18 protein-coding genes are annotated in these 21,410 nt (G+C 69.9%); 6 read left to right on the top strand and 12 right to left on the bottom strand.

The window, feature by feature from the left end; translation table 11 throughout:
• Nucleotides 1-277: 277 nt before the first annotated feature.
• Entirely contained in the window at nucleotides 278-781 is a 504-nt protein-coding gene (locus tag OHT21_RS35610) for an RNA-binding S4 domain-containing protein (RefSeq protein WP_328772379.1), read from the top strand.
• A gap of 214 nt (nucleotides 782-995) precedes the next feature.
• Here the strand turns inward: OHT21_RS35610 and OHT21_RS35605 are convergent, their stop codons facing one another.
• The 3 genes from OHT21_RS35605 to OHT21_RS35595 form a co-directional block, all read right to left on the bottom strand.
• On the bottom strand, nucleotides 996-1,451 hold the full coding sequence (locus OHT21_RS35605) for a DoxX family protein (protein WP_328772378.1): 456 nt from the start codon (nucleotides 1,449-1,451) through the stop codon (nucleotides 996-998).
• 274 nt (nucleotides 1,452-1,725) lie between these two features.
• Nucleotides 1,726-2,421, bottom strand: a complete 696-nt coding sequence (locus OHT21_RS35600; protein WP_328772377.1) for a class I SAM-dependent methyltransferase — start codon at nucleotides 2,419-2,421, stop codon at nucleotides 1,726-1,728.
• 62 nt (nucleotides 2,422-2,483) lie between these two features.
• Nucleotides 2,484-3,470, bottom strand: coding sequence for an acyltransferase domain-containing protein (locus OHT21_RS35595; RefSeq protein ID WP_328772376.1), 987 nt, complete (start codon nucleotides 3,468-3,470; stop codon nucleotides 2,484-2,486).
• A 78-nt stretch (nucleotides 3,471-3,548) separates the two neighbouring features.
• Between OHT21_RS35595 and OHT21_RS35590 the strand changes: the two genes are divergently transcribed.
• Nucleotides 3,549-3,812 (top strand): DUF6343 family protein, encoded by a 264-nt coding sequence (locus OHT21_RS35590; protein ID WP_328772375.1) that lies wholly within the window; start codon nucleotides 3,549-3,551, stop codon nucleotides 3,810-3,812.
• Between the two features lie 56 nt (nucleotides 3,813-3,868).
• Here the strand turns inward: OHT21_RS35590 and OHT21_RS35585 are convergent, their stop codons facing one another.
• The 4 genes from OHT21_RS35585 to rpsA form a co-directional block, all read right to left on the bottom strand.
• Nucleotides 3,869-4,249, bottom strand: a complete 381-nt coding sequence (locus tag OHT21_RS35585; protein WP_328772374.1) for a tetratricopeptide repeat protein — start codon at nucleotides 4,247-4,249, stop codon at nucleotides 3,869-3,871.
• 50 nt (nucleotides 4,250-4,299) lie between these two features.
• On the bottom strand, nucleotides 4,300-4,914 hold the full coding sequence (coaE, locus tag OHT21_RS35580; RefSeq protein WP_328772373.1) for a dephospho-CoA kinase: 615 nt from the start codon (nucleotides 4,912-4,914) through the stop codon (nucleotides 4,300-4,302).
• 67 nt (nucleotides 4,915-4,981) lie between these two features.
• Nucleotides 4,982-5,920, bottom strand: coding sequence for a PAC2 family protein (locus OHT21_RS35575; RefSeq protein ID WP_328772372.1), 939 nt, complete (start codon nucleotides 5,918-5,920; stop codon nucleotides 4,982-4,984).
• 239 nt (nucleotides 5,921-6,159) lie between these two features.
• A complete protein-coding gene (rpsA, locus tag OHT21_RS35570) occupies nucleotides 6,160-7,677 on the bottom strand; it encodes a 30S ribosomal protein S1 (protein ID WP_328772371.1) in 1,518 nt (505 codons plus the stop codon).
• Nucleotides 7,678-8,020: 343 nt separating this feature from the next.
• On the opposite strand from rpsA, the gene OHT21_RS35565 reads away from it, so the two are divergent.
• Nucleotides 8,021-8,914, top strand: a complete 894-nt coding sequence (locus tag OHT21_RS35565; RefSeq protein ID WP_328772370.1) for a class I SAM-dependent methyltransferase — start codon at nucleotides 8,021-8,023, stop codon at nucleotides 8,912-8,914.
• An 82-nt stretch (nucleotides 8,915-8,996) separates the two neighbouring features.
• Nucleotides 8,997-11,531, top strand: coding sequence for an ATP-dependent helicase HrpB (gene hrpB / locus OHT21_RS35560; protein ID WP_328772369.1), 2,535 nt, complete (start codon nucleotides 8,997-8,999; stop codon nucleotides 11,529-11,531).
• On the opposite strand, the gene OHT21_RS35555 is transcribed toward hrpB, so the two are convergent.
• From OHT21_RS35555 to OHT21_RS35545, 3 genes are all read right to left on the bottom strand, one after another.
• Nucleotides 11,521-12,513: a DUF3068 domain-containing protein gene (locus tag OHT21_RS35555; protein ID WP_328772368.1), complete on the bottom strand. Its 993-nt coding sequence runs from the start codon at nucleotides 12,511-12,513 to the stop codon at nucleotides 11,521-11,523. The genes hrpB and OHT21_RS35555 overlap by 11 nt on opposite strands.
• Nucleotides 12,514-12,534: 21 nt before the next feature.
• On the bottom strand, nucleotides 12,535-12,669 hold the full coding sequence (locus tag OHT21_RS35550; RefSeq protein ID WP_106972263.1) for an SPW_0924 family protein: 135 nt from the start codon (nucleotides 12,667-12,669) through the stop codon (nucleotides 12,535-12,537).
• 143 nt (nucleotides 12,670-12,812) lie between these two features.
• Complete coding sequence (locus OHT21_RS35545; protein WP_328772367.1) at nucleotides 12,813-14,570, bottom strand: lytic transglycosylase domain-containing protein; 1,758 nt, start codon at nucleotides 14,568-14,570, stop codon at nucleotides 12,813-12,815.
• Nucleotides 14,571-14,842: 272 nt separating this feature from the next.
• Here OHT21_RS35545 and OHT21_RS35540 point away from each other — a divergent pair, with 272 nt between their 5' ends.
• Nucleotides 14,843-15,697 (top strand): DUF4184 family protein, encoded by an 855-nt coding sequence (locus tag OHT21_RS35540; RefSeq protein ID WP_328772366.1) that lies wholly within the window; start codon nucleotides 14,843-14,845, stop codon nucleotides 15,695-15,697.
• Nucleotides 15,698-15,702: 5 nt separating this feature from the next.
• On the opposite strand, the gene OHT21_RS35535 is transcribed toward OHT21_RS35540, so the two are convergent.
• Nucleotides 15,703-15,933, bottom strand: coding sequence for a hypothetical protein (locus OHT21_RS35535; protein ID WP_328772365.1), 231 nt, complete (start codon nucleotides 15,931-15,933; stop codon nucleotides 15,703-15,705).
• A gap of 304 nt (nucleotides 15,934-16,237) precedes the next feature.
• On the bottom strand, nucleotides 16,238-18,964 hold the full coding sequence (gene polA / locus OHT21_RS35530) for a DNA polymerase I (RefSeq protein ID WP_328772364.1): 2,727 nt from the start codon (nucleotides 18,962-18,964) through the stop codon (nucleotides 16,238-16,240).
• 123 nt (nucleotides 18,965-19,087) lie between these two features.
• Here polA and OHT21_RS35525 point away from each other — a divergent pair, with 123 nt between their 5' ends.
• The gene (locus tag OHT21_RS35525; protein WP_328772363.1) at nucleotides 19,088-21,367 is read left to right on the top strand and encodes an FdhF/YdeP family oxidoreductase; all 2,280 of its coding nucleotides are present in this window, start codon (nucleotides 19,088-19,090) and stop codon (nucleotides 21,365-21,367) included.
• Nucleotides 21,368-21,410 lie beyond the last annotated feature (43 nt).

The raw sequence follows: 21,410 nt of genomic DNA, 5'->3' as shown, positions 1-21,410 counted from the left end.
CCCAGGGTGTGACCACTCGAAAGAGCCGGCCACAGTCCAGACGCCGGCACCGCGTCACCGCCAGTGACGCCGCACACGGGCTCTGCCCAAGGATCGGCCCGGACTCGTCCGAGCTCGTTACCGCTTCCACCCCCTCGGGGCCACGCGGTAACCCAGGATCCTCAAGAGTTCCAGAGACGCTGTTGTCCATGCCCACAACGGTATGCCCGGGATGCGGATGTAAGGCGGGGTACAAAAGGGCTCCGACTACCCGCTTCCCGAGGGCTAAGGTCGAAGCATGGCTTCAGGACCTCAGAGGAACGGCACGGGCGAGCGCACGGTCGGCTCGGCCGAAGCCGTGGCCGCCGCGAAGGCCGCCGCCCCCGCGAACGGTGAGACCGTCCGCGTCGACAGCTGGATCTGGTCCGTACGTCTCGTCAAGACCCGCTCGATGGGCGCCACCGCCTGTCGCGGTGGCCACGTCCGCGTGAACGGCGAACGTGTCAAGCCCGCACACTCCCTCCGCGTCGGCGACGAGGTCCGCCTGCGCCGCGACGGCCGCGAACGGATCGTCGTCGTCAAGCGCCTGATCCGCAAACGAGTCGGAGCCCCTGTAGCCGCCGAGTGCTACATCGACAACTCCCCACCACCCCCACCCCGCGAAGCGGTCGCCCCCGCAGGCATCCGCGACCGAGGCACCGGCCGCCCCACCAAACGCGACCGCCGCGAACTGGAACGCCTACGGGGCTTGGCGGGGCCTGGCCCTGGACCGGCCTCCGGCTCCGGCGCCGGCCCACGTTGATCACCCTGCCCCGCGCAGGCACCCCGATACTGTTGGCGCGGCGGCCCAGGGTGGGCGCGCTAGCCGGACTTGCCGAAGTCTGGCTAGCGCGCCCCTTAAGGGGCGCGGGGAACTGCGCGACCAGCCACAATGGACCCGCAGCTCCAAACCGCACCCCCAGCGGAGCGCCCCGCGCGGCCCCCTCCCCCGCACCGGACGCCGTCCGACTAAGGGGTCACGACCGTCGTCGTATGAGCCGCAGCAGCTCGGCGTTGTGACTCCGGCGTGCGTAGGCGATCAAGGCCAGCGGGACTATCAGGATCAGCGGAGTCGCGGCGTACTGACCGTCGAAGACGGCGAGTTGCGTGATGAAGGCGCCCACCATCAAGGCGCTCAGCGAAACCGCCGCCACCGACGACAGCAGCGGAATCAACAGGGCGATACCGCCGAGCAGTTCGAGCACTCCGATGCTGTACATGCCCGCGCTGCCCCAGCCGATCTTCTCGAAGGACTCGACGGCCGATTCGTGCCCGATCAGCTTGGGCAGCGCGCTCGCGAAGCCGAAGAAGAGAGCGAGTACAACCTGCAGGCCACGCAGGGCGATTCGGGCGCGGCGGCCACGAGCGGTCGCGGATTCGGCGACGACGATGCCGGAGTTCACGGAGGCGGCGGAAGCGGCGGTCTCGGACATGAGGTTCTCCTGGGTGAAGCGGTTCGCGTTGCTGTCAGAGAGGTAGACCGGCCCGCTTCCCGAAACTCATCGCTCGGCAAGCGGAGTTCTCCGCCGAACCGCGAAACTCATTACCCATCACCCCCCAAACTCACGCCACCTGCGGCCCGCTGCCCGGCTGCCTGCTGCCGAGTCGCGCCAGGCTCACACCACCCGCCGCCGACGCAAACTCACTCCCCCGCGGCCCGCGGCCGCTGCCCGTCAACCCGAGCTCACGCCACCCGCCGCCCCAAACTCACGCCCCCGCCGGAACCGCCCGCACCCATATCCCGTCCTCCGTCAGATACCGGTCGACCTTCAGCCCCGCCTCCGCCAGCGCTTCCTCGAACTGGCCCTTCGTGAGCGGTCGGGCAAGGAACGTCTGGGTCCATATCGCGTCCGGGAAGACATACTCCGCGCGCACCGAGTTCACCCCGTCCCCGACCGGCTCCGCGGACAGCATCCGCACCGTGAACCCGCTCGGATCACGCGTCTCGCGTGGCAGATTCGTGTGGTAGTCCTCTCCCTCGCGCTGGATCAACACGCACCCGTCGTCCGCGACATGGCTCCGGCAGACGTCCAGCATCCCGCGCCGCACCTCGACGTCACCGGTGTGCACGAGGAACGACGCGAGCATCACCACGTCGAACTTCTCCCCCAGCGACAGCGTCTCGATCGGACCGCATATCGTGCGAGCCCCTAGCACCCGCTCCAGCATCTCCGCCGACTCGTCCACCGCCGTGACCGTGAACCCCCGCTCCAGAAGCGGATGCGTCATCCGCCCCACCCCGCAGCCCAGTTCGAGGATGTGCGCCCCCGCGGGCACGGCCCCGCTGATGATGTCCGGCTCGTCACCGACGGGCAGTCGCGCATACAGCTCCACCGCGCAGCCGTCCGGCGTAACCGCTCCGGGCCCTGTTCCCTCGTATCCCGCACGCATCTCGGTCGTCATACCCGTCAAACGGCCCGTGCCCGCGGCCCCGTTCCCCCTCCACACCGGTTCACCCGTTCGAGTTACAGCGCGAACCAGCCATGCCCGCCGTACCAGTGACCGCCCGCCCGCAGATGATCCCCGACCGCCCGCTCCACACTCGTACGCCGAGGAAGACCCTCCACCGGCAGTTCCGGATCGCCGAAGACGAAGCCCACCGCGCTCTTGTCGTCCGCTTTCGCCTCCTCGTACGCGAGCTGAAACCGTTCCTGGAAGCGGACGATGTTGGAGTCCGCCGGCAGATACCGCTTTAGCTGCGGGTCGAGCAGCCAGGAGTGGCAGACCGCCACCCTGTATCGCTCGTCCGGGTAGTGGCGGGCGAAGAACTCCCGTGCCAGGCCCAGGGATTGGTCGCACGCGCGCGGTGACAGGGGCCCGCGAAAGTCGGCGATGTGCAGGCTCAGGCAGGGGTCGCCTGGGCCGGTGTCGAGGCCGGCGGCGGCAGCCGCCCGCCCCGTACGCCCGCCGAGCCGCGCACGCTGGAACTGCAGCCGCCCCAGCTGGTACAGCTCCCCGTGGAAGTGCAGGGTGAGCCACCACGGCTCCAGGAGACCGCAGGTACCGAACCGTCGCCGGTGCACGGCCATATGGCGCCCCAGATCGGCGAGGCTGCGCCGGGACACGGCCTCCGGGATTCCCCTGTCGCGGTGGTACGCGCGTACGTACGGCAGTGCGGCGACGAACACGAACACGTGGAAGCTGCGGCCGAGCGGCCCCGTGGACTCCGGGAAGGCCGGCGGCTCCCACCCTTTGCCGATCGCCCCCATGTCACGTACGAACCGGCCGACGCATCGTCGCAGCAGCATCATCGCGTCCGGATCCGCCGCCAACCGCTCCCGCTGCGCGACGAGTTCATTGACGCACTCGTGCGGCACGGACAGATCGAGGAGTACGTCCGGCAACGCGACCGCGTCCGGAAGAACGGCCTCCACGCGCGGGACGGCCTCGCTCTCCAGGTCTCTCAGCCATTCCGCGAGCCTCTCGTCGGCCCGCAGCGCCTCCAGCAGCACAGCCGCTCCCCCGTTCGTCCGCCCTTTGGTGAACGTGCACTACGAAGAGTACGTTTCCGAGTAGGAGCAGTGATCCGGATGCGTACGGGCAGTGAACCGACGACTGCGCGCAGTGCCCTGCGAGCGCGCATGTGGCTCAGCGTGTGGGGTCTGGTCTGGGCGATCGCCGGAACCGCGGCCTTCGCCCTCGCCGGGCGGCCCGGCTGGGCGATCGCCTGCGGGGTGCTGTGGCTGATCGTCACCGTCGACCTGGCAATGATCCTCCGGCACATCCGCCAGGGCCCCCACTACCAGCCAGGCCCTGACATCCCGCCTTACCGACCGCCGGACAGACGTCGCTAAGCGGACTTGCGCCCCTTCAGAGAAACCGCCTTAGCCAGCGGAGCTCTCCGTCAAGGTCAGGAGTCGAAGCGAGCCGCAGCCACATACTCCGGCTGCGGATCCAGCGCCGCCGCGAGCCGGAAGTGCCGTATCGCCTGCTCGGGCCGGCCCGAGCGCTCGTACGTACGGGCCAGCGCGAAGTGCGCGAACGCGTTGTCCGGCTCGCGCTCCAGCACGACCGTGAATTCCAGCTCGGCGGGCCGCAGTTGAGCTGCCGCGAAGAAGGCCCGCGCACGCAGCAGCCGCGCCGCCGTGTTCTCGGGATGCGCGGCGATGACCTTGTCGAGCAGCTTCACGGCGCCCCGCGGATCACGCGCGGCCAGCAGCTGCTCGGCGGCGCGGAAGTCGATGACATGCGTCTCTGGAGTAGGTCCGGTGGAACCTCTGGACTCAGGCACGCCTCACTCCTTCCCTCGCTGCCTCGCTTCAACGCCCCGGGCGGGGCCCGCTATTCCAAGGTCGTTTTCTGCTGTGCCCGCCGCACAAGATCCGCCCAAACCTCCCGTACGCGTCGCTCCAGCTCCTCCAGCGGTACGTCGTTGTCGATGACGATGTCCGCTATGTCCAAGCGTTTCTCACGGGTGGCCTGGGCGGCCATACGGGCGCGAGCGTCCTCCTCGCTCATGCCGCGCAGACGTACGAGCCGGTCGAGCTGGGTCTCGGGGGTCGCGTCGACGACCACCACGACGTCGTACAGCGGCGCGAGACCGTTCTCGGCGAGGAGCGGGACGTCGTGGACGATGACGGCGTCCGGGGAGGCAGCTGCCTCGAGTTCGCGGGAGCGTGCGCCCACGAGGGGGTGCACGATCGAGTTCAGCTGAGCGAGCTTTTCCGGGTCCGTGAAGACGATCGAGCCCAGTTTCGGCCGGTCGAGACCGCCGTCCGGGGTGAGTATGTCCTCCCCGAAGGCGTCGACGACCGCCGCGAGACCGGGAGTTCCGGGTTCGACGACCTCTCGCGCGATCTTGTCGGCGTCGATCAGCACGGCGCCGCACTCCACGAGCAGCCGCGACACCTCGCTCTTGCCGGCGCCGATACCGCCGGTCAGGCCCACTGTCAGCATGCCGGAAAGCTTAGGACCTGCCTCTGACAACGCCGTCGACGGGCCTCATCGGCCCTCTCCCGCCCCGCTACGCGTCGCCTTCCCGCTCCGCCAGGAACCGCTCGAACTCGAGCCCGATCTCGTCCGCCGACGGGATGTCCAGGGGCTCGGCGAGCATGTTGCCCCGCGTCTCGGCGCCCGCGGCAGCGTCGTACTGATGCTCAAGGCCCTGGACGAGCGTGACGAGTTCCTCGTCGCCCTCCTGGATCTGCCGGTCGATCTCGGTCTGGGTACGGTGCGCGTCGGTACGCAGAGCGTGTGCGATACCGGGCAGGACCAGGCCGGTCGCGCCGGTGATCGCCTCCAGGACGGTCAGCGCAGCGTCGGGGTACGGGGAACGGGCGATGTAGTGCGGCACGTGCGCGGCAACACCCAGGACGTCATGTCCGGCCTCCATGAGGCGGTACTCGACGAGCGATTCGGCGCTGCCGGGGACCTGGGCCTCGTCGAAGGGGCTCGTGTGGCCGGGCACCAGTTCGTTGCGGTTGCCGTGCGGGGTGAGGCCGACGGGGCGGGTGTGCGGGACGCCCATGGGGATGCCGTGGAAGTTCACGGCCAGGCGGACGCCGAGCCGCTCCACGATCTGCTGAACGGCTGCGGCGAAGCGCTCCCACTCGACGTCCGGCTCGGGTCCGGAGAGGAGCAGGAAGGGGGCACCTGTCGCGTCCTGGACGAGCCGGACGTCGAGCGTGGGCTCCTCGAAATCGGTCCAGCGGTCGCGCTTGAACGTCAGCAACGGGCGACGGGCGCGGTAGTCAACGAGCCGGTCGTGGTCGAACCGGGCGACGACCTGGTGGGGCAGCGAGCCGAGGAGCCGGTCGACGATCTGGTCGCCGGTCTCGCCCGCGTCGATATATCCGTCGAAGTGGTAGAGCATGACAAGGCCCGCCGACTCCTGGGCGAGCGCCATGTCGACGACGGCCAGGCCCTTCGGCTCCCATGCGTACAAACCCTGCGGATCAAGCACTGTGACCGCTCCTCCTCGTGTTCATACTGCACAACGAGCCCTGGAACGCGGGCATTCCCGCAGCACGCCTCTTCCTGATCCTCTTACTGGCTTCTCATGCGCTATGACATCGGCACGCGCGCGTGGAGGGCGATTAATGCCGCGCGGGCGCCTAAGGGACCCCCGGCAGGGCAAAGCACCGGGCCCGCACCCCCAACAGGGGTGCGGGCCCGGTTACTTGCTCAGTCCAGCGCGAGCGTTCAGCTCTGGCCGCCGGCCAGCTTCTCGCGAAGGGCAGCCAGGGCCTCGTCCGACGCCAGGGCGCCGGAGTTGTCGTCCGACTCCGAGGAGTACGAACCGCCGCCGCCACCGGAGGCGGCCGGAGCCGCACCCGGGGTGCCGCCGCCGCCGGCAGCACCCTCGGCCTCGGCCTGGGCGTCCGCCTCGCGGGACTTGATGACCTGCGCCTGGTGCTGCTCGAAGCGCTGCTGCGCCTCGGCGTACTGGCGCTCCCACTCCTCGCGCTGCTTCTCGTACCCCTCGAGCCAGTCGTTGGTCTCGGGGTCGAAGCCCTCGGGGTAGATGTAGTTGCCCTGGTCGTCGTACGACGCGGCCATGCCGTACAGCGTCGGGTCGAACTCGACCGAGGCCGGGTCGGCACCGAAGGACTCGTTGGCCTGCTTCAGGGACAGCGAGATCCGGCGACGCTCGAGGTCGATGTCGATGACCTTGACGAAGATCTCGTCGTTGACCTGGACGACCTGCTCCGGGATCTCCACGTGGCGCTCGGCCAGCTCGGAGATGTGGACCAGACCCTCGATGCCCTCGTCCACACGGACGAACGCGCCGAACGGAACCAGCTTCGTGACCTTGCCGGGCACGACCTGGCCGATCTGGTGGGTGCGGGCGAACTGCTGCCACGGGTCTTCCTGGGTCGCCTTCAGCGACAGGGAGACGCGCTCGCGGTCCATGTCGACGTCCAGGACCTCGACCGTGACCTCCTGGCCGACCTCGACGACCTCGGAGGGGTGGTCGATGTGCTTCCAGGACAGCTCGGAGACGTGGACCAGACCGTCGACGCCACCCAGGTCCACGAAGGCACCGAAGTTGACGATCGAGGAGACCACGCCGGAGCGGACCTGACCCTTCTGGAGGGTCGTGAGGAAGGTCTGGCGGACCTCGGACTGGGTCTGCTCCAGCCAGGCACGGCGGGACAGGACCACGTTGTTGCGGTTCTTGTCCAGCTCGATGATCTTGGCCTCGAGCTCCTTGCCCACGTAGGGCTGGAGGTCGCGGACGCGGCGCATCTCGACGAGAGAGGCCGGCAGGAAGCCACGGAGGCCGATGTCGAGGATGAGACCACCCTTGACGACCTCGATGACGGTACCGGTGACGATGCCGTCCTCTTCCTTGATCTTCTCGATGGTGCCCCAGGCACGCTCGTACTGGGCGCGCTTCTTCGAGAGGATCAGGCGGCCTTCTTTGTCCTCCTTCTGGAGGACCAGGGCCTCGATCTCGTCACCGACGGCGACGACCTCGTTCGGGTCGACGTCGTGCTTGATCGAGAGCTCGCGGCTCGGGATGACACCTTCGGTCTTGTAACCGATGTCGAGCAGGACCTCGTCCCGGTCGACCTTCACGATGACGCCGTCGACGATGTCGCCGTCGTTGAAGTACTTGATCGTCTCGTCGATCGCGGCGAGGAAGGCTTCCTCGTTACCGATGTCGTTGACCGCAACCTGCGGGGTGGTGGCGGTGGTCTCGGTGCTGCTCGTCATGTGGGAAAGGGCTCCGGTACGGACATTGAAGTCGTAGGTACTGCTCACGCCGGGAGCCCGTTTCGCTCTGCAGAAGCCGGACAGCCAAGGAAGCGCCGAAATCCGTTGAACGGTGGCGCCTCGACAACCGAGGGGACATACATACAGATGCGAGCGCAGCCTGCTACGTCTGAGGTGCGCAGGCCCGCAGCGCAACTTGTAGCATACGGGGGCAGCCAGGCAGGGTCAATGCGCGAAGGCGCACACCCGGGGCGGATCGCCGCATACCCGGCACAAGACCACTCGCGGCCGAGCCGCACACCAGACACTCTCTGGCGTCACGCAGGCTCAAGCAGCCCCTTCTGTGACACCACCGGGACGGGTCCGCCGGTCGAGGCCGCAGACTAATACGAGGGAGCCGATCATCCAAGAGCGCGAAGAGCCCCAACCGGTCGAGCCAGAGGCGACGCGACGCCCGGCGGGGGTCGCGGAGAGCTCCCGCGCCAGCCGTGGCTGGTGGGACCGGAACGCGGACGACTACCAGGTCGAGCACGGCACGTTCCTCGGCGACGACCGCTTCGTATGGGGGCCCGAAGGGCTCGACGAGGTAGAGGCCGAGCTGCTGGGGCCGGCCGAGGAGCTGAAGGGCAAGGACGTCCTGGAGATCGGCGCGGGTGCGGCGCAGTGTTCACGCTGGCTGGCCGCCCAGGGAGCCCGCCCGGTCGCTCTGGATCTGTCGCACCGGCAGCTTCAGCACGCGCTGCGAATCGGCACCAAGGGTGTGGCTCTGGTGGAGGCGGACGCCGGGGCATTGCCCTTCGGGGACGGCACGTTCGACCTGGCGTGCTCGGCGTACGGGGCGCTGCCGTTCGTCGCCGATCCGGTGCGGGTCCTTCGTGAGGTACGCCGCGCGCTGCGGCCCGGCGGCCGGTTCGTCTTCTCCGTCACCCACCCGATCCGCTGGGCTTTTCCCGATGAGCCGGGACCAGAGGGCCTGAGCGTGTCCGCCTCGTACTTCGACCGCACGCCGTACGTGGAGCAGGACGAGAAGGGGCGCGCGGAGTACGTCGAGCACCACAGGACGGTCGGCGACCGGGTCCGGGACGTGGTGGCGGCGGGTTTCCGGCTGGTCGATCTCGTCGAACCGGAGTGGCCCTCCTGGAACAGCCAGGAGTGGGGCGGCTGGTCGCCGCTGCGCGGAAATCTGATCCCTGGGACGGCGATTTTCGTGTGCGTGCGGGACGAGCGGGACGAATAACCGAACGGGCACGCGCGCGTGCGGGTGGTGCGGGGGCACGCGCGCGTGCGGGGCGTTTTGGCCGTCGTACGACACTGGGGGCGTGATCCGTACCGACGCTCTGGACCGGCTGCCCGTTCGTTCTGTCGTGCCCGCGTTGCGGGACGCTCTGGAGGGGCATGGCACGGCTGTGCTGTGTGCGCCGCCGGGAACGGGCAAGACGACGCTGGTTCCGCTGGAGCTGGCCGGGCTGCTGGACCCGGGCGCGGATGCGGATCGTCCGCCCGTACGTCGTGTCGTGGTCGCCGAGCCTCGGCGGATCGCCGCCCGGGCCGCCGCTCGGCGGATGGCGTGGCTGCTCGGTGAGAAGGTCGGCGAGCGCGTCGGCTACACGGTGCGCGGTGAGCGGGTGGTGGGTCCGCACGCGCGCGTGGAGGTCGTGACGACCGGTGTCCTGTTGCAGCGATTGCAGCGGGACCAGGAGCTGGCCGGTGTCGATGTGGTCGTGCTCGACGAGTGCCACGAGCGGCATCTGGACGCCGATACGGTGGCGGCCTTCTTGTGGGATGTTCGGGCCGCTCTCCGTCCCGAGCTGCGGCTGGTGGCCGCGTCCGCGACGACGGACGCGGAGGGCTGGGCCCGGTTGTTGGGCGATGCCCCCGTGATCACCTCGGGGGACGCTTCGTACCCCGTCGAGGTGGTGTGGGCGCCGCCCGCGCGGCCGGTGCGGCCGCCGCACGGGATGCGGGTGGATCCGGCGCTGCTGACGCATGTGGCGTCGGTGGTGCGGCGGGCGCTGTCCGAGCGCGAGGGGGACGTGCTGTGCTTTCTGCCCGGCGTCGGGGAAATCGCCCGAGTCGCCGGGCAGTTGGGAGATCTGGGCGGGGTCGAGGTGATCCAGGTGCACGGACGGGCGCCGGTGGCCGTCCAGGACGCGGTGCTCTCGCCCGGGTCACGGAGCCGGGTGGTGCTCGCGACGTCCGTGGCCGAGTCGTCCCTCACGGTTCCCGGCGTACGGACAGTCGTGGACGCCGGGCTGGCTCGGGAGCCGCGCGTCGACCATGCGCGAGGGCTGAGCGCGCTGACGACCGTACGGGCGTCGCAGGCGGCCGGACGGCAACGTGCGGGGCGGGCCGGGCGTGAGGGGCCCGGGGCGGTGTACCGGTGCTGGGCGGAGGCGGAGGACGCCCGTCTGCCGCGTTTCCCCGCGCCGGAGATCCAGGTGGCCGACCTGACGGCATTCGCCCTGCAGACGGCGTGCTGGGGCGATCCGGAGGCGTCCGGGCTCGCCCTGCTGGACCCGCCGCCGAGCGGCGCGCTCGCCGCGGCACGCACCGTCCTGACGGCCATCGGAGCAGTGGACTCCACGGGTCGGGCCACGGAGCGGGGCGTACGTATGTCCCGGCTGGGCCTGCATCCCCGGCTCGCCCGCGCCCTCCTGGACGCAGCCCCCGAGGTCGGCGCCGACCGGGCAGCCGAGGTGGTCGCCCTGCTGAGCGAGGAGCCACCACGGGAGTACGGCGACGACCTCGCCGCGGCTTGGCGTACCGCACGGCGCGGCGGCGACGCGTATGCGCTCCGGTGGAAGGCGGAGGCGCGACGGCTCCGTGCCGCGACGACGCCCGGGACCGCCAAGTCCGGCACACGCGTGCAGGAAGCACCCGGCGACGACCACGTGGCAGGCCTCGTCGCCGCTCTCGCCTTTCCCGAGCGGGTTGCTCGTGTGCAGAGCGGCTCGTATCTCATGGTGTCCGGTACGCGGGCCGAGCTCGGTGGAGGGACGGGGTTGCGGGGAGCGGCCTGGCTCGCTGTCGCCGTTGCGGATCGGCCTGTGGGGGCCGGGCACGCGCGTGTGCGGGTCGGGGCCGTGGTGGACGAGGAGACCGCGCGGCGGGCCGCCGGGGCGCTATACGGCGAGGGCGAGGAGGTGCGCTGGGCGGAGGGGGACGTGGTCGCTCGGCGTGTGGAGCGGCTGGGGGCCGTGGAGTTGACGGTGCGGCCGATCAAGGACGCCGACTCCGGGTTCGTACGACAGGCGCTGCTTGACGGGTTGCGGGAGGACGGGCTCGGGCTGTTGCGGTGGTCGCGGGATGCCGAGGTGCTGCGGCAGCGGCTCGGGTTTCTGCGTCACCATCTGGGGGCTCCCTGGCCCGAGGTGTCGGACGACGCCCTGCACGCGCGCGTGGACGACTGGTTGGAGCCCGAGCTGAGCCGGGCGCGGCGGCGGGCCGATCTGGAGCGCATCGACGCCGGGCAGGCCCTCGGGCGGCTGTTGCCGTGGGCCTCCGGGGAGGCGGCGCGGCTCGAGGATTTGGCGCCCGAGCGGATCGAGGTGCCGAGTGGGTCCAGAATCCGGATCGACTACGCGGATCCTGAACAGCCCGTACTCGCCGTGAAGTTGCAGGAGATGTTCGGTCTGCAGGAGTCCCCGGCCGTCGCCGGGGTGCCCGTACTCGTGCATCTGCTGTCGCCCGCTGGACGGCCCGCCGCCGTCACCGCCGATCTCGCTTCGTTCTGGCGGGACGGGTACCGGGGCGTACGAGCCGAGTTGCGCGGCAGGTATCCGAAGCATCCGTGGCCCGAGGATCCCGCGACGGCGGAGCCGACCCGGTACACGAACGCGCGCCTCAGGCGCTGACGGGTTCCGGTTCGTGCGTCTCCGTGGGCGCGGGGTCCGCGGGGCGTCGGCTGCGCGCCTCCAGGTACAGGGACAGCGACAGCAGCCCGGCGCCCAGGATCAGGAAGCCCCACGGCAGGTACGACGTCAGCAGCATGATGAGTACGCGCTGGGACTTGACCAGGTCGACCGTCGAGTCGATGTAGTCCTCGCGCATTTTGACGTGCCCGGAGAACGCGGTCACTTTGTCGCGGCCCCCCAGGAGCGTGCCGCCGCGCAGTTCCTCCTTGTGGATCTCCTCGCCGTAGACGGGCGCTCCGGTGGCGGGTTCGACCCAGAACTTGCGCACTGTGGTGTACCAGCGGGTGGTGCCCGTCTTGGCGACCGACTCCGGAGTGATGCCTTTGACCGGCATGGCCTTGGGGAAGGGCACTTTGGTCCAGGGGATGGTCTGCTCGAAGTAGTAAACGTTTACGCCCCGGAAGTCCTGCGTGCCCTTGTAGTGGATGGGGGCGGTGACGCGGGCCTGCGCGTCGAAGTACTCGTAGTCCCGTTTCTCCGTCAGGAAGGGCCACTTGAACTCGATGCCGTCGCGCCTGACGGCGTCGCCGTCGACCATCTCGCCGGTGGCGTGGACGGGTTCCTGGGTGTGGGCGTCGAAGATGTAGCGCTCGGGGATCTTGGAGACCATCTTGCCGTCGGGGCCCTGGACGTAGGACAGGCCGTCCCAGACGACGACATCGCGGCCTGCTGTCTTCTCGATCTTCTCGGAGGCCTCGACGTTGCCCTTGAGGGTCTGCACGATGCTGACCTTGTCGACTTTCCTGGCCGTCATGGTCCCGTAGTCGAGGAGGGTCGCGTCCTTCGCCTCCAGGACCATGTCCTGGTACTGGTTGGCCGGGATCTTGGCGAGGCGAGGGAAGGCGTACCAGCGCAGCAGCGGGGACAGCGCCGTGCAGAACACGGCGAAGGCGAGGAGGATCAGGCTGGCCTTGCGGCGCATCTGGGCGGCCCTCCCTAGGGGTTACGGGTGCTCGGGGATGGTGGTCAGCAGCGGTTTCGGTGAGGTCTTGCCGGCCGGCGAGCCGATGGCCGTGATCGTGAGGACCAGCGCGAGCGCGACGGCGAGACCGGTCGCGGCGGCGATCAGGGCGCGCATACGGGGCCTCCCCAGTCAGCTGATGGAGCGTCAGGGCTGGGGCACCGTAGCAACGGCAGGCCGAGATGAGAACACGTTGCACACACAGACAGCGGCGCCCCTTCCGTCGACCGGACGGAAGGGGCGCCGCTGATCCAGGGAGTCTACGAAGCGGAAGGACTCGGCGAGGCCGTCGCCGCCGCTACCTTCAGTTCGACCGTCAGTGTCGCGCCGCCGGTGGTGGTGATGCGGAGCAAGAACGTGCCGGTCGTGTCGTCCGCGAACAGCTTGGGCAGCTCGAGCAGGCCGTTCGCGTCCGTCTTGAGGCCCTTCAGGGTGCGTACGGCCTCGCCGTCGGCGTCCTTGAAGTAGGGGCCCTCGTCGTTCACGGTCGCGTCGTCCGCCGATGTGACGAGCGTGGCGGTGGCCGCGACACCGTCGGCGGCGGCGCCCTTGTACGTGGCCTTCACCTCGACCTGCTCGGCGAACTCGTCGCCCGGGGCGCAGGTCAGCTCGTCGTCGCTGGTGCGGGCGAGGGCGTCGGCCTGGCGGGCGGTGACCGTCGCCGCGAAGTTCAGGGCGGGCACGCTGCGGCCGACCACGGTGGCGCGGACCGTGAACTGGCCCGTCTCCTCACCGGCCATGAGCGCGGGCGCGGTGGCCACGCCCGCGCTGTTGGTGACGACGGTGGCAACGCTCTCGCCGCCGTTGAAGGTGGCGTCCGTGCTGCCGACGATCGTGAAGCGGACCCGGACCTTCGCCACGGCCTTGCCGGCCTTGGTCTCCGTACGCGCGGCGATCTTCCCCGTGAAGGCGTCACCGGCGGTCGCGGTGAGCTTTCCGGTGCCCGCGTTCTCGATGCGGGTCACCGTGTCCGTGGGCGTGGACGGGGAGGCCGGAGGCGAGCTCGGAGGCGGCGAACTGGGCGGGGTCGGGCTGCCGGACCCGGGAGGCTTGGGCGTGCTGGAGCCGTTGCCGCCGGGCGAGGGGCTGCCGGAATCGCCGCCCTCAGGCGTGGAGTTGGGGCCCGACGGCCTCGACGTGCCCGGAGGGGTCGGTGACGGGCTGCGGCCCGCCCCGCTGTTGTTGTCGTCGCTGCGGTCGGAGGGCAGTGCGCCGGTGCCGTCCGGCACCTCGTGGGTGCCCTTGCGGTAGTACTCGAGCCACGTCAGGACCAGGTTCAGGTACTCGGTCGACTGGTTGTAGCTGAGGATCGCGCGGTTCAGTTCCTTCTGGACGGACATGTCGCGGTCCAGCCGGCAGAGGTAGTGGCCGGCGGCGAGGGCCGCGTCGTAGATGTTGTTGGGGTCCTTCGTGCCGTCGCCGTTGCCGTCCCGGCCCGACCAGGCCCAGGTGGAGGGGATGAACTGCATGGGGCCGACGGCCCGGTCGTGCGAGGTGTCCCCGTCGAACTCCCCGCCGTCCGTGTCGGAGATGTTCGCGAAGCCGTTGCCGTTGAGGACGGGGCCGAGGATCGGCGCGGTCGTGGTGCCGTCGGCATCGACGCGGCCGCCGCGGGCCTGGCCGGACTCGACCTTGCCGATGGCGGCGAGGAGTTGCCAGGGCAGGTTGCAGCCGGGCTTGGATTCGCGGAGCGCCGCCTCGGCCTTCTTGTAGGCGTCGAGGACGGTCGCGGGTATGCCGGCCTCGGACTCGCCGATGGGGCCCTCGCCGCCGGGAGTCGTACTCGGGCTCGGGGTCGGGCTGTTGAGCGGGGGGAGGTCCGTGTAGTACGGCGAGTTACCGGTCGCGCTCTCTTCGGGGTTGACCTCGGTCGAGGGCTGCGAACCGGCGTTCTGGCGGTCTTGCGTGTTGTCGGTCACGCCCGGGGCCTGGGACGCGGAGAGGGCCGCCACCGCGGCCGCGGCCACAGCGGTCGTTACCGCCCCTTTGGCCAGCCTCCTGCCGAATTGCGCCGCCATCGCGTGAACCCCTCCCGTCGTCGACTGTCCGCGCTGCGCGCGTTGTCCTGCCGGCCGGCCACGCTCCCCAGCGCGGCAACTCAGGCGACCCTACGACAACTTGCGGCGCGCATACACCTGTTCGTGCCCGAAATTCACCGGTTGGCCGGATCCGTTTTCTGCTGTCGGCGCGCACCCGAAGCATGCGGTGCTCGTCCCGCATACTGGCGTCCTCGATCAAGGGAGCGTTCAGGACCGTCAGGTTCGGTCAACGTCGTTAACGGGGAGCCCAGTTGCCGTTCACTCTCAGCCATGCCGCGGCTGTCTTGCCCGTCGTCCGCATGGACGGAAGCGGTCGCGGTCCGCTGGTCCCCGCGGTGCTCATCGCCGGTTCGTTCGCGCCCGACTTGACCTATTACGTGGCGAGCGTGCTGCCTGAGGCGATGGAGTTCGGCGAGTTCACGCACTCCTTCACCGGTGTGTTCACGATCGACGTCCTCATCGCCTGGATGCTTGTGGGTGTTTGGCTGCTGCTGCGCGAACCGCTGGTGGCACTGCTGCCGCCGCGCTGGCAAGGGCGTACGGGGGCTTTGCTGCGATGTGGAGCGCCACGTGCGCCCTTCCGGCCGGCGCGTGCGCTGTGGTGGTACGTATCCGCGCTGCTGGGCGCGCTGACGCACGTCGTGCTGGACGCGTTCACTCACCTCGACCGGTGGGGGATGCGGGTCTTTCCCGTACTGGGGCGGGAGTTGGCGGGTTCGCCGCTGTACTGGTATCTGCAGTACGGCGGTTCGGCCGTGCTGGCGGTGGTGATCGCGGTCTTCGTGGCCCTCGCTCTGCGGCGACGGCCCGCCGTGGAACCCGTAGGGGTGCCGGTGCTGTCCGTACGGGACCGGTGGCTCGCCGGGCTGGTGATCGGTGGCTGTGCGGTGGTGGCAGCGGTGCAGCGGGCGTCTCGGTGGTGGGCTTACTGGGGGTCGCGCGCGGAGCCCTGGGAGCTGATTCCCACCGTGTGCTTCGGGGCGGGGGCCGGGCTGGCCGTCGGACTGCTCTTGTACGGCTTGGGAGTCAGGGTGTGGCGTCCGGCTCCGGTTCCTTCTGGCCCGGCAGCGGATCGTACGGAGCCGAGCCGTCCGTCTCCTCGCTGAGCCGTCTACTGCTGCGCGTTCGCGTCGAACGCGCAGGTCGGTGCGGTTTCTGCGGGCACTGTCACGGTGACCGGGGCGTGGGAGGAGTGGCAGTGGGCGCATCGGATGGGTGCGTCGAGGGTCTCTGCGCCGGTGGGGATGCGGGCGGTGCTGGCGTCGGCTGCGAGGGCGGGGACCGGGGTGCGCAGCGCGGACGCGAGTGCGGTGCGGCAGTGCCGTCGTATGTGAGGGCCCATGCCCGCATCCTCAGGGGGCGCGGAGGGCGGGGCTTGTGCTGGAGAGCCACGCGGGTGACGGTCGCTCCGCCGCGCGCTCCGCAGGAAATGGGGTGCGGCCGGTACGAACGCTGCGGGTCGTTGGTGGCTGGTCGTTCCCCCCCTCTCGGCTTCGCTCGAGCGGGGGGGGACCCCCATCGCGGCGGAGCCGCAAATTGACACAGCCCGCGCCCCTACGGGGCGCGACACGAACCGTTCGCGCCTCAGCGGCGCGCGGCCACCGACGACTCAGCCCTTGCGTCGCCCAATCCCAGCCCGCCGAAGGCTAATGCGCCGCCGACTCCCAGTCGTCGCCCGAGCCGACCGACACGTCCAGTGGGGCCCGGAGGTGGACCGCGTTGGCCATTTCGTGGCGGACCAGGGCCTCGGTCTGCTCGCGCTCGCCGGGGGCGATCTCCAGGACGATTTCGTCGTGGACCTGGAGAAGGATCCGGGACTTGAGGTTCGCTTCGGTGAGGGCTCGGTCGACGTTCAGCATGGCGATCTTGACGATGTCGGCGGCGGTGCCCTGGATGGGCGCGTTCAGGGCCATCCGCTCGGCTGCCTCGCGGCGCTGGCGGTTGTCGCTGTTGAGGTCGGGGAGGTAGCGGCGGCGCCCGAACAGCGTCGCCGTGTAGCCCGTGGCCCGCGCCTCGTCCACGGCCCGGCGCAGATAGTCCCGTACGCCGCCGAAGCGCTCGAAGTACGTGTCCATCAGCACCCGCGCCTCCCCCGCGTCGATGTTCAGCTGCTGGGACAGGCCGAAGGCCGACAGGCCGTACGCCAGGCCGTACGACATCGCCTTGATCTTGCGCCGCATCTCCGCGTCGACCGCGGAGCGCTCCACGGAGAACACCTGTGAGGCGACCGTGGTATGCAGGTCCTCGCCCGAGGTGAACGCCTCGATGAGGCCCTCGTCCTCGGAGAGGTGGGCCATCACGCGCAGCTCGATCTGGCTGTAGTCGGCGGTCATGAGCGACTCGAAGCCTTCGCCGACGACGAAGCCGCGGCGGATCGCACGACCCTCGTCGGTGCGGACCGGGATGTTCTGGAGGTTGGGGTCCGTGGAGGAGAGGCGGCCCGTGGCGGCGACCGTCTGGTTGAACGTGGTGTGGATACGGCCGTCCGCGGCGATCGACTTGATGAGGCCTTCGACGGTCACGCGCAGCTTGGCCTGCTCGCGGTGGCGGAGCATGATGACCGGCAGTTCGTTGTCGGTCTGGGTGGCCAGCCAGGCCAAAGCGTCCGCGTCCGTGGTGTAACCCGTCTTTGTGCGCTTGGTCTTGGGCAGGGCCAGTTCGCCGAAGAGGACTTCCTGGAGCTGCTTGGGCGAGCCCAGGTTGAACTCGTGCCCGGCTGCCGCGTGCGCTTCCTTTATGGCCTGCTGCACGGCGCCCGCGAACAACTGCTCCATGGCTTCGAGGTGGGTGCGGTCCGCGGCGATGCCGTGCCGCTCCATACGGGCGAGCAGCGCCGAAGTCGGCAGCTCCATGTCGCCCAGCAGATCGGCCGCGCCGACCTCCTTCAGCCGGTCCCCGAAGGCTTCGCCCAGGTCGAGTACGGCGCGGGCCTGCACCATCAGCGCCTCGGCCTCGGCGCCCTCGTCGGCGCCGAAGGCGAGCTGTCCGTCGGCCGCGGCGGCGGGCGCCAGCTCCCGGTGGAGGTACTCCATGGAGAGGGCGTCCAGATCGAAGGAGCGGCGTCCGGGCTTGACGAGGTAGGCGGCGAGCGCGGTGTCCATGGAGACGCCGGCGATGGTCCAGCCGTGGTCGGCGAAGACGCGCATGGCGCCCTTGGCGTTGTGGAACACCTTGGGCTTGGCCGGGTCGGCGAGCCACTGCGCGAACGCGTTCTCGTCGGCCTCGTCCAGTTGCGCCGGGTCGAACCAGGCGGCCGCTCCGGCCGCCGCGGCGAGCGCGACCTCGGCCACCGCGCCGGTGCCGAGCGACCAGGTGTCGACCGTGGCGACACCGAGGACCGCGTTGCCGTGCTGGTCGAGCCATGGCTTGAGCTCGCCCGCGCCGAGCACCGCGCCGTCCAGTGGCACACCCTCGGCGACCGCGGGCGCGGGTTCGGCCTCGTCGGCTCCGGGGTCGACGGCCAGGAGCCGCTCGCGCAGCGAGGGGTTACGGATCTCCAGGGTGTCCAGGACCATCGCGACGGCCTTGCGGTCATACGCGGCGCGCTCCAGGTCCGTCACCGTCCTGGTCAGCTCCATGTGCCGCTCCAGCTCGGTGAGCCGGCGGTTGAGCTTGACGGCCTCCAGATGGTCGCGGAGGTTCTGGCCCGCCTTGCCCTTGACCTCCTCGACACGCTCGACCAGCTCGGCGAACGAACCGAACTGGTTGATCCACTTCGCGGCGGTCTTCTCGCCGACACCGGGGATGCCCGGCAGGTTGTCGGACGGGTCGCCGCGCAGGGCCGCGAAGTCGGGGTACTGGGCCGGCGTCAACCCGTACTTTTCGAAGACCTTCTCCGGGGTGAACCGGGTCAGCTCCGAAACGCCCTTCGTCGGATACAGCACCGTCGTGTGCTCGGAAACCAGCTGGAAGGAGTCGCGGTCGCCGGTGACGATCAGCACCTCGAAACCCTCGGCCTCGGCCTGGGTGGCGAGAGTGGCGATGACGTCGTCCGCCTCGAAGCCCTCGACCGCGAACCGCTCGGCGTGCATGGCGTCGAGCAGCTCGCAGATGAGCTCGACCTGGCCCTTGAACTCGTCCGGGGTCTTGGAACGGTTCGCCTTGTAGTCCGTGAACTCCTCGGAGCGCCAGGTCTTGCGGGAGACGTCGAACGCCACCGCGAAGTGCGTGGGCTCCTCGTCGCGCAGGGTGTTGGCCAGCATCGACGCGAAGCCGTAGATCGCGTTCGTCGGCTGTCCCGTCGCCGTCGTGAAATTCTCCGCGGGCAGCGCGAAGAACGCTCGGTACGCCAACGAGTGCCCGTCCATGAGCATCAGTCGCGGGCGCCCGCCGGAGGAGGTCTTCTCGGTCTTCTTCGATGCTGTCTCTGCCACGACCCCGATCCTGCCACGAGCCACTGACAACGCGGCCCCCGCGGCCCGGCCACGGTTGTTGTCACCGGCGCGTGGCAGGATCAAAGACGTACCTCACACATGCGCTCGAATGAGGAGGCCGAGATGGCCGGCAAGCCGCCCCAGGGGGATCCGGTTCAGGACGCGCCGCAGGTCGCCGCGCCGAAGCATGCGGCGGCCGGTCTGCCCGCCATCGGCCATTCGCTGCGCGTCGCCCAGCAGCAGATGGGAGTGCGGCGTACGGCGCTGACTCTGCTGCGGGTCAATCAGAAGGAAGGCTTCGACTGCCCGGGCTGCGCCTGGCCGGAGCCGGAGCACCGGCACAAGGCCGAGTTCTGCGAGAACGGCGCGAAGGCGGTCGCCGAGGAGGCGACGCTGCGCCGGGTCACGCCGGACTTCTTCGCCGCGCACACGGTGGCGGACCTCGCCACCCGCAGCGGCTACTGGCTGGGGCAGCAGGGCCGCCTCACGCACCCCATGTATCTGGCGGAGGGCGCCGAGCACTACGCGCCGGTGTCCTGGGAGCGGGCCTTCGACATCATCGCGGAGGAGCTCACCGCCCTCGGCTCCCCGGACGAGGCCCTCTTCTACACCTCGGGCCGCACCAGCAACGAAGCGGCGTTCCTGTATCAGCTGTTCGCCCGCGAGTACGGCACGAACAATCTGCCGGACTGCTCCAACATGTGCCACGAGTCGTCGGGTTCCGCGCTCAGCGAGACGATCGGCATCGGCAAGGGCAGCGTCCTCCTGGAGGACCTCTACAAGGCGGATCTGATCATCGTCGCCGGGCAGAACCCGGGCACGAACCATCCGCGCATGCTCTCGGCCCTGGAGAAGGCGAAGGCGAACGGCGCGCGGATCATCACGGTGAACCCGCTCCCTGAAGCGGGCATGGAGCGCTTCAAGAACCCGCAGACCCCCCAGGGCATGCTCAAGGGCGCCGCCCTGACGGATCTGTTCCTGCAGATCCGCATCGGCGGCGACCAGGCCCTCTTCCGCCTCCTCAACAAGCTGATCCTGGAGACGGAGGGCGCGGTCGACGAGGCCTTCGTCAGCGAACACACTCACGGCTACGAGGAGTTCGCTCAGTCGGCCCGCGCCGCCGACTGGGACGAGACGCTCACCGCGACGGGCCTTACGCGCGCGCAGATCGACGAAGCGCTGCGCATGGTCCTCGCCTCGAAGCGCACCATCGTGTGCTGGGCGATGGGCCTGACCCAGCACAAGCACTCCGTGCCGACCATCCGTGAGGTCGTCAACTTCCTTCTGCTGCGCGGCAACATCGGCCGTCCGGGCGCGGGCGTGTGCCCGGTGCGCGGCCACTCGAACGTGCAGGGCGACCGCACGATGGGCATCTTCGAGCGCCCCGCGCCGGCCTTCCTGGACGCCCTGGAGAGGGAGTTCGGCTTCGCACCGCCGCGCGAGCACGGCTACGACGTCGTACGGGCCATCCGCGCGATGCGCGACGACAAGGCGAAGGTCTTCTTCGCGATGGGCGGCAACTTCGTGTCGGCCTCCCCCGACACCGAGGTCACCGAGGCGGCCATGCGCCGTGCCCGGCTCACGGTGCATGTCTCCACGAAGCTCAACCGCTCGCACGCCGTCACGGGCGCGCGTGCCCTGATCCTGCCGACCCTCGGCCGCACCGAGCGCGATCTCCAGGGCAGTGGCGAGCAGGTCGTCACAGTCGAGGACTCCATGGGCATGGTGCACGCCTCACGCGGCCGCCTCGAGCCCGCGAGCGAGCACCTGCTGTCCGAGACGGCCATCGTGTGCCGCCTCGCGCGCCGCGTACTGGGCGACGAATCCCGCACGCCCTGGGAGGAGTTCGAGAAGGACTACGCGACGATCCGCGACCGCATCGCGCGCGTGGTCCCCGGTTTCGAGGACTTCAACGCGCGCGTGGCCGAGCCGGGAGGCTTCGCCCTGCCGCACGCCCCGCGCGACGAACGCCGTTTCCCCACCGCCACCGGTAAGGCCAACTTCACGGCCGCGCCCGTCGAGTACCCGAAGCTCCCCGAGGGCCGTCTCCTGTTGCAGACGCTGCGCTCGCACGACCAGTACAACACCACGATCTACGGCCTGGACGACCGCTACCGCGGCATCAAGAACGGCCGCCGGGTCGTGCTGGTGAACCCCGAGGACGCCCGTGAGCTGGGCCTGGCCGACGGCTCGTACACCGATCTCGTCAGCGAGTGGCAGGACGGTGTGGAGCGCCGCGCCCCCGGCTTCCGGGTCGTGCACTATCCGACCGCGCGGGGCTGCGCGGCGGCGTACTACCCGGAGACCAACGTCCTGGTCCCCCTGGACGCCACCGCGGACACCAGCAACACCCCCGCCAGCAAGTCCGTCGTGGTCCGTCTGGAACAATCGGGCGCCAACTGAGCGTTCGCTTAGCGAGCGCGCCGACAGACGGCCGAAAGACGAA

Source organism: Streptomyces sp. NBC_00286, assembly GCF_036173125.1.
In the GTDB taxonomy this organism is placed as follows: Bacteria; Actinomycetota; Actinomycetes; order Streptomycetales; family Streptomycetaceae; genus Streptomyces.
The sequence above is the reverse complement of the archived record's forward strand: the minus strand, read 5'-3'. Positions and strand labels throughout refer to the sequence as shown.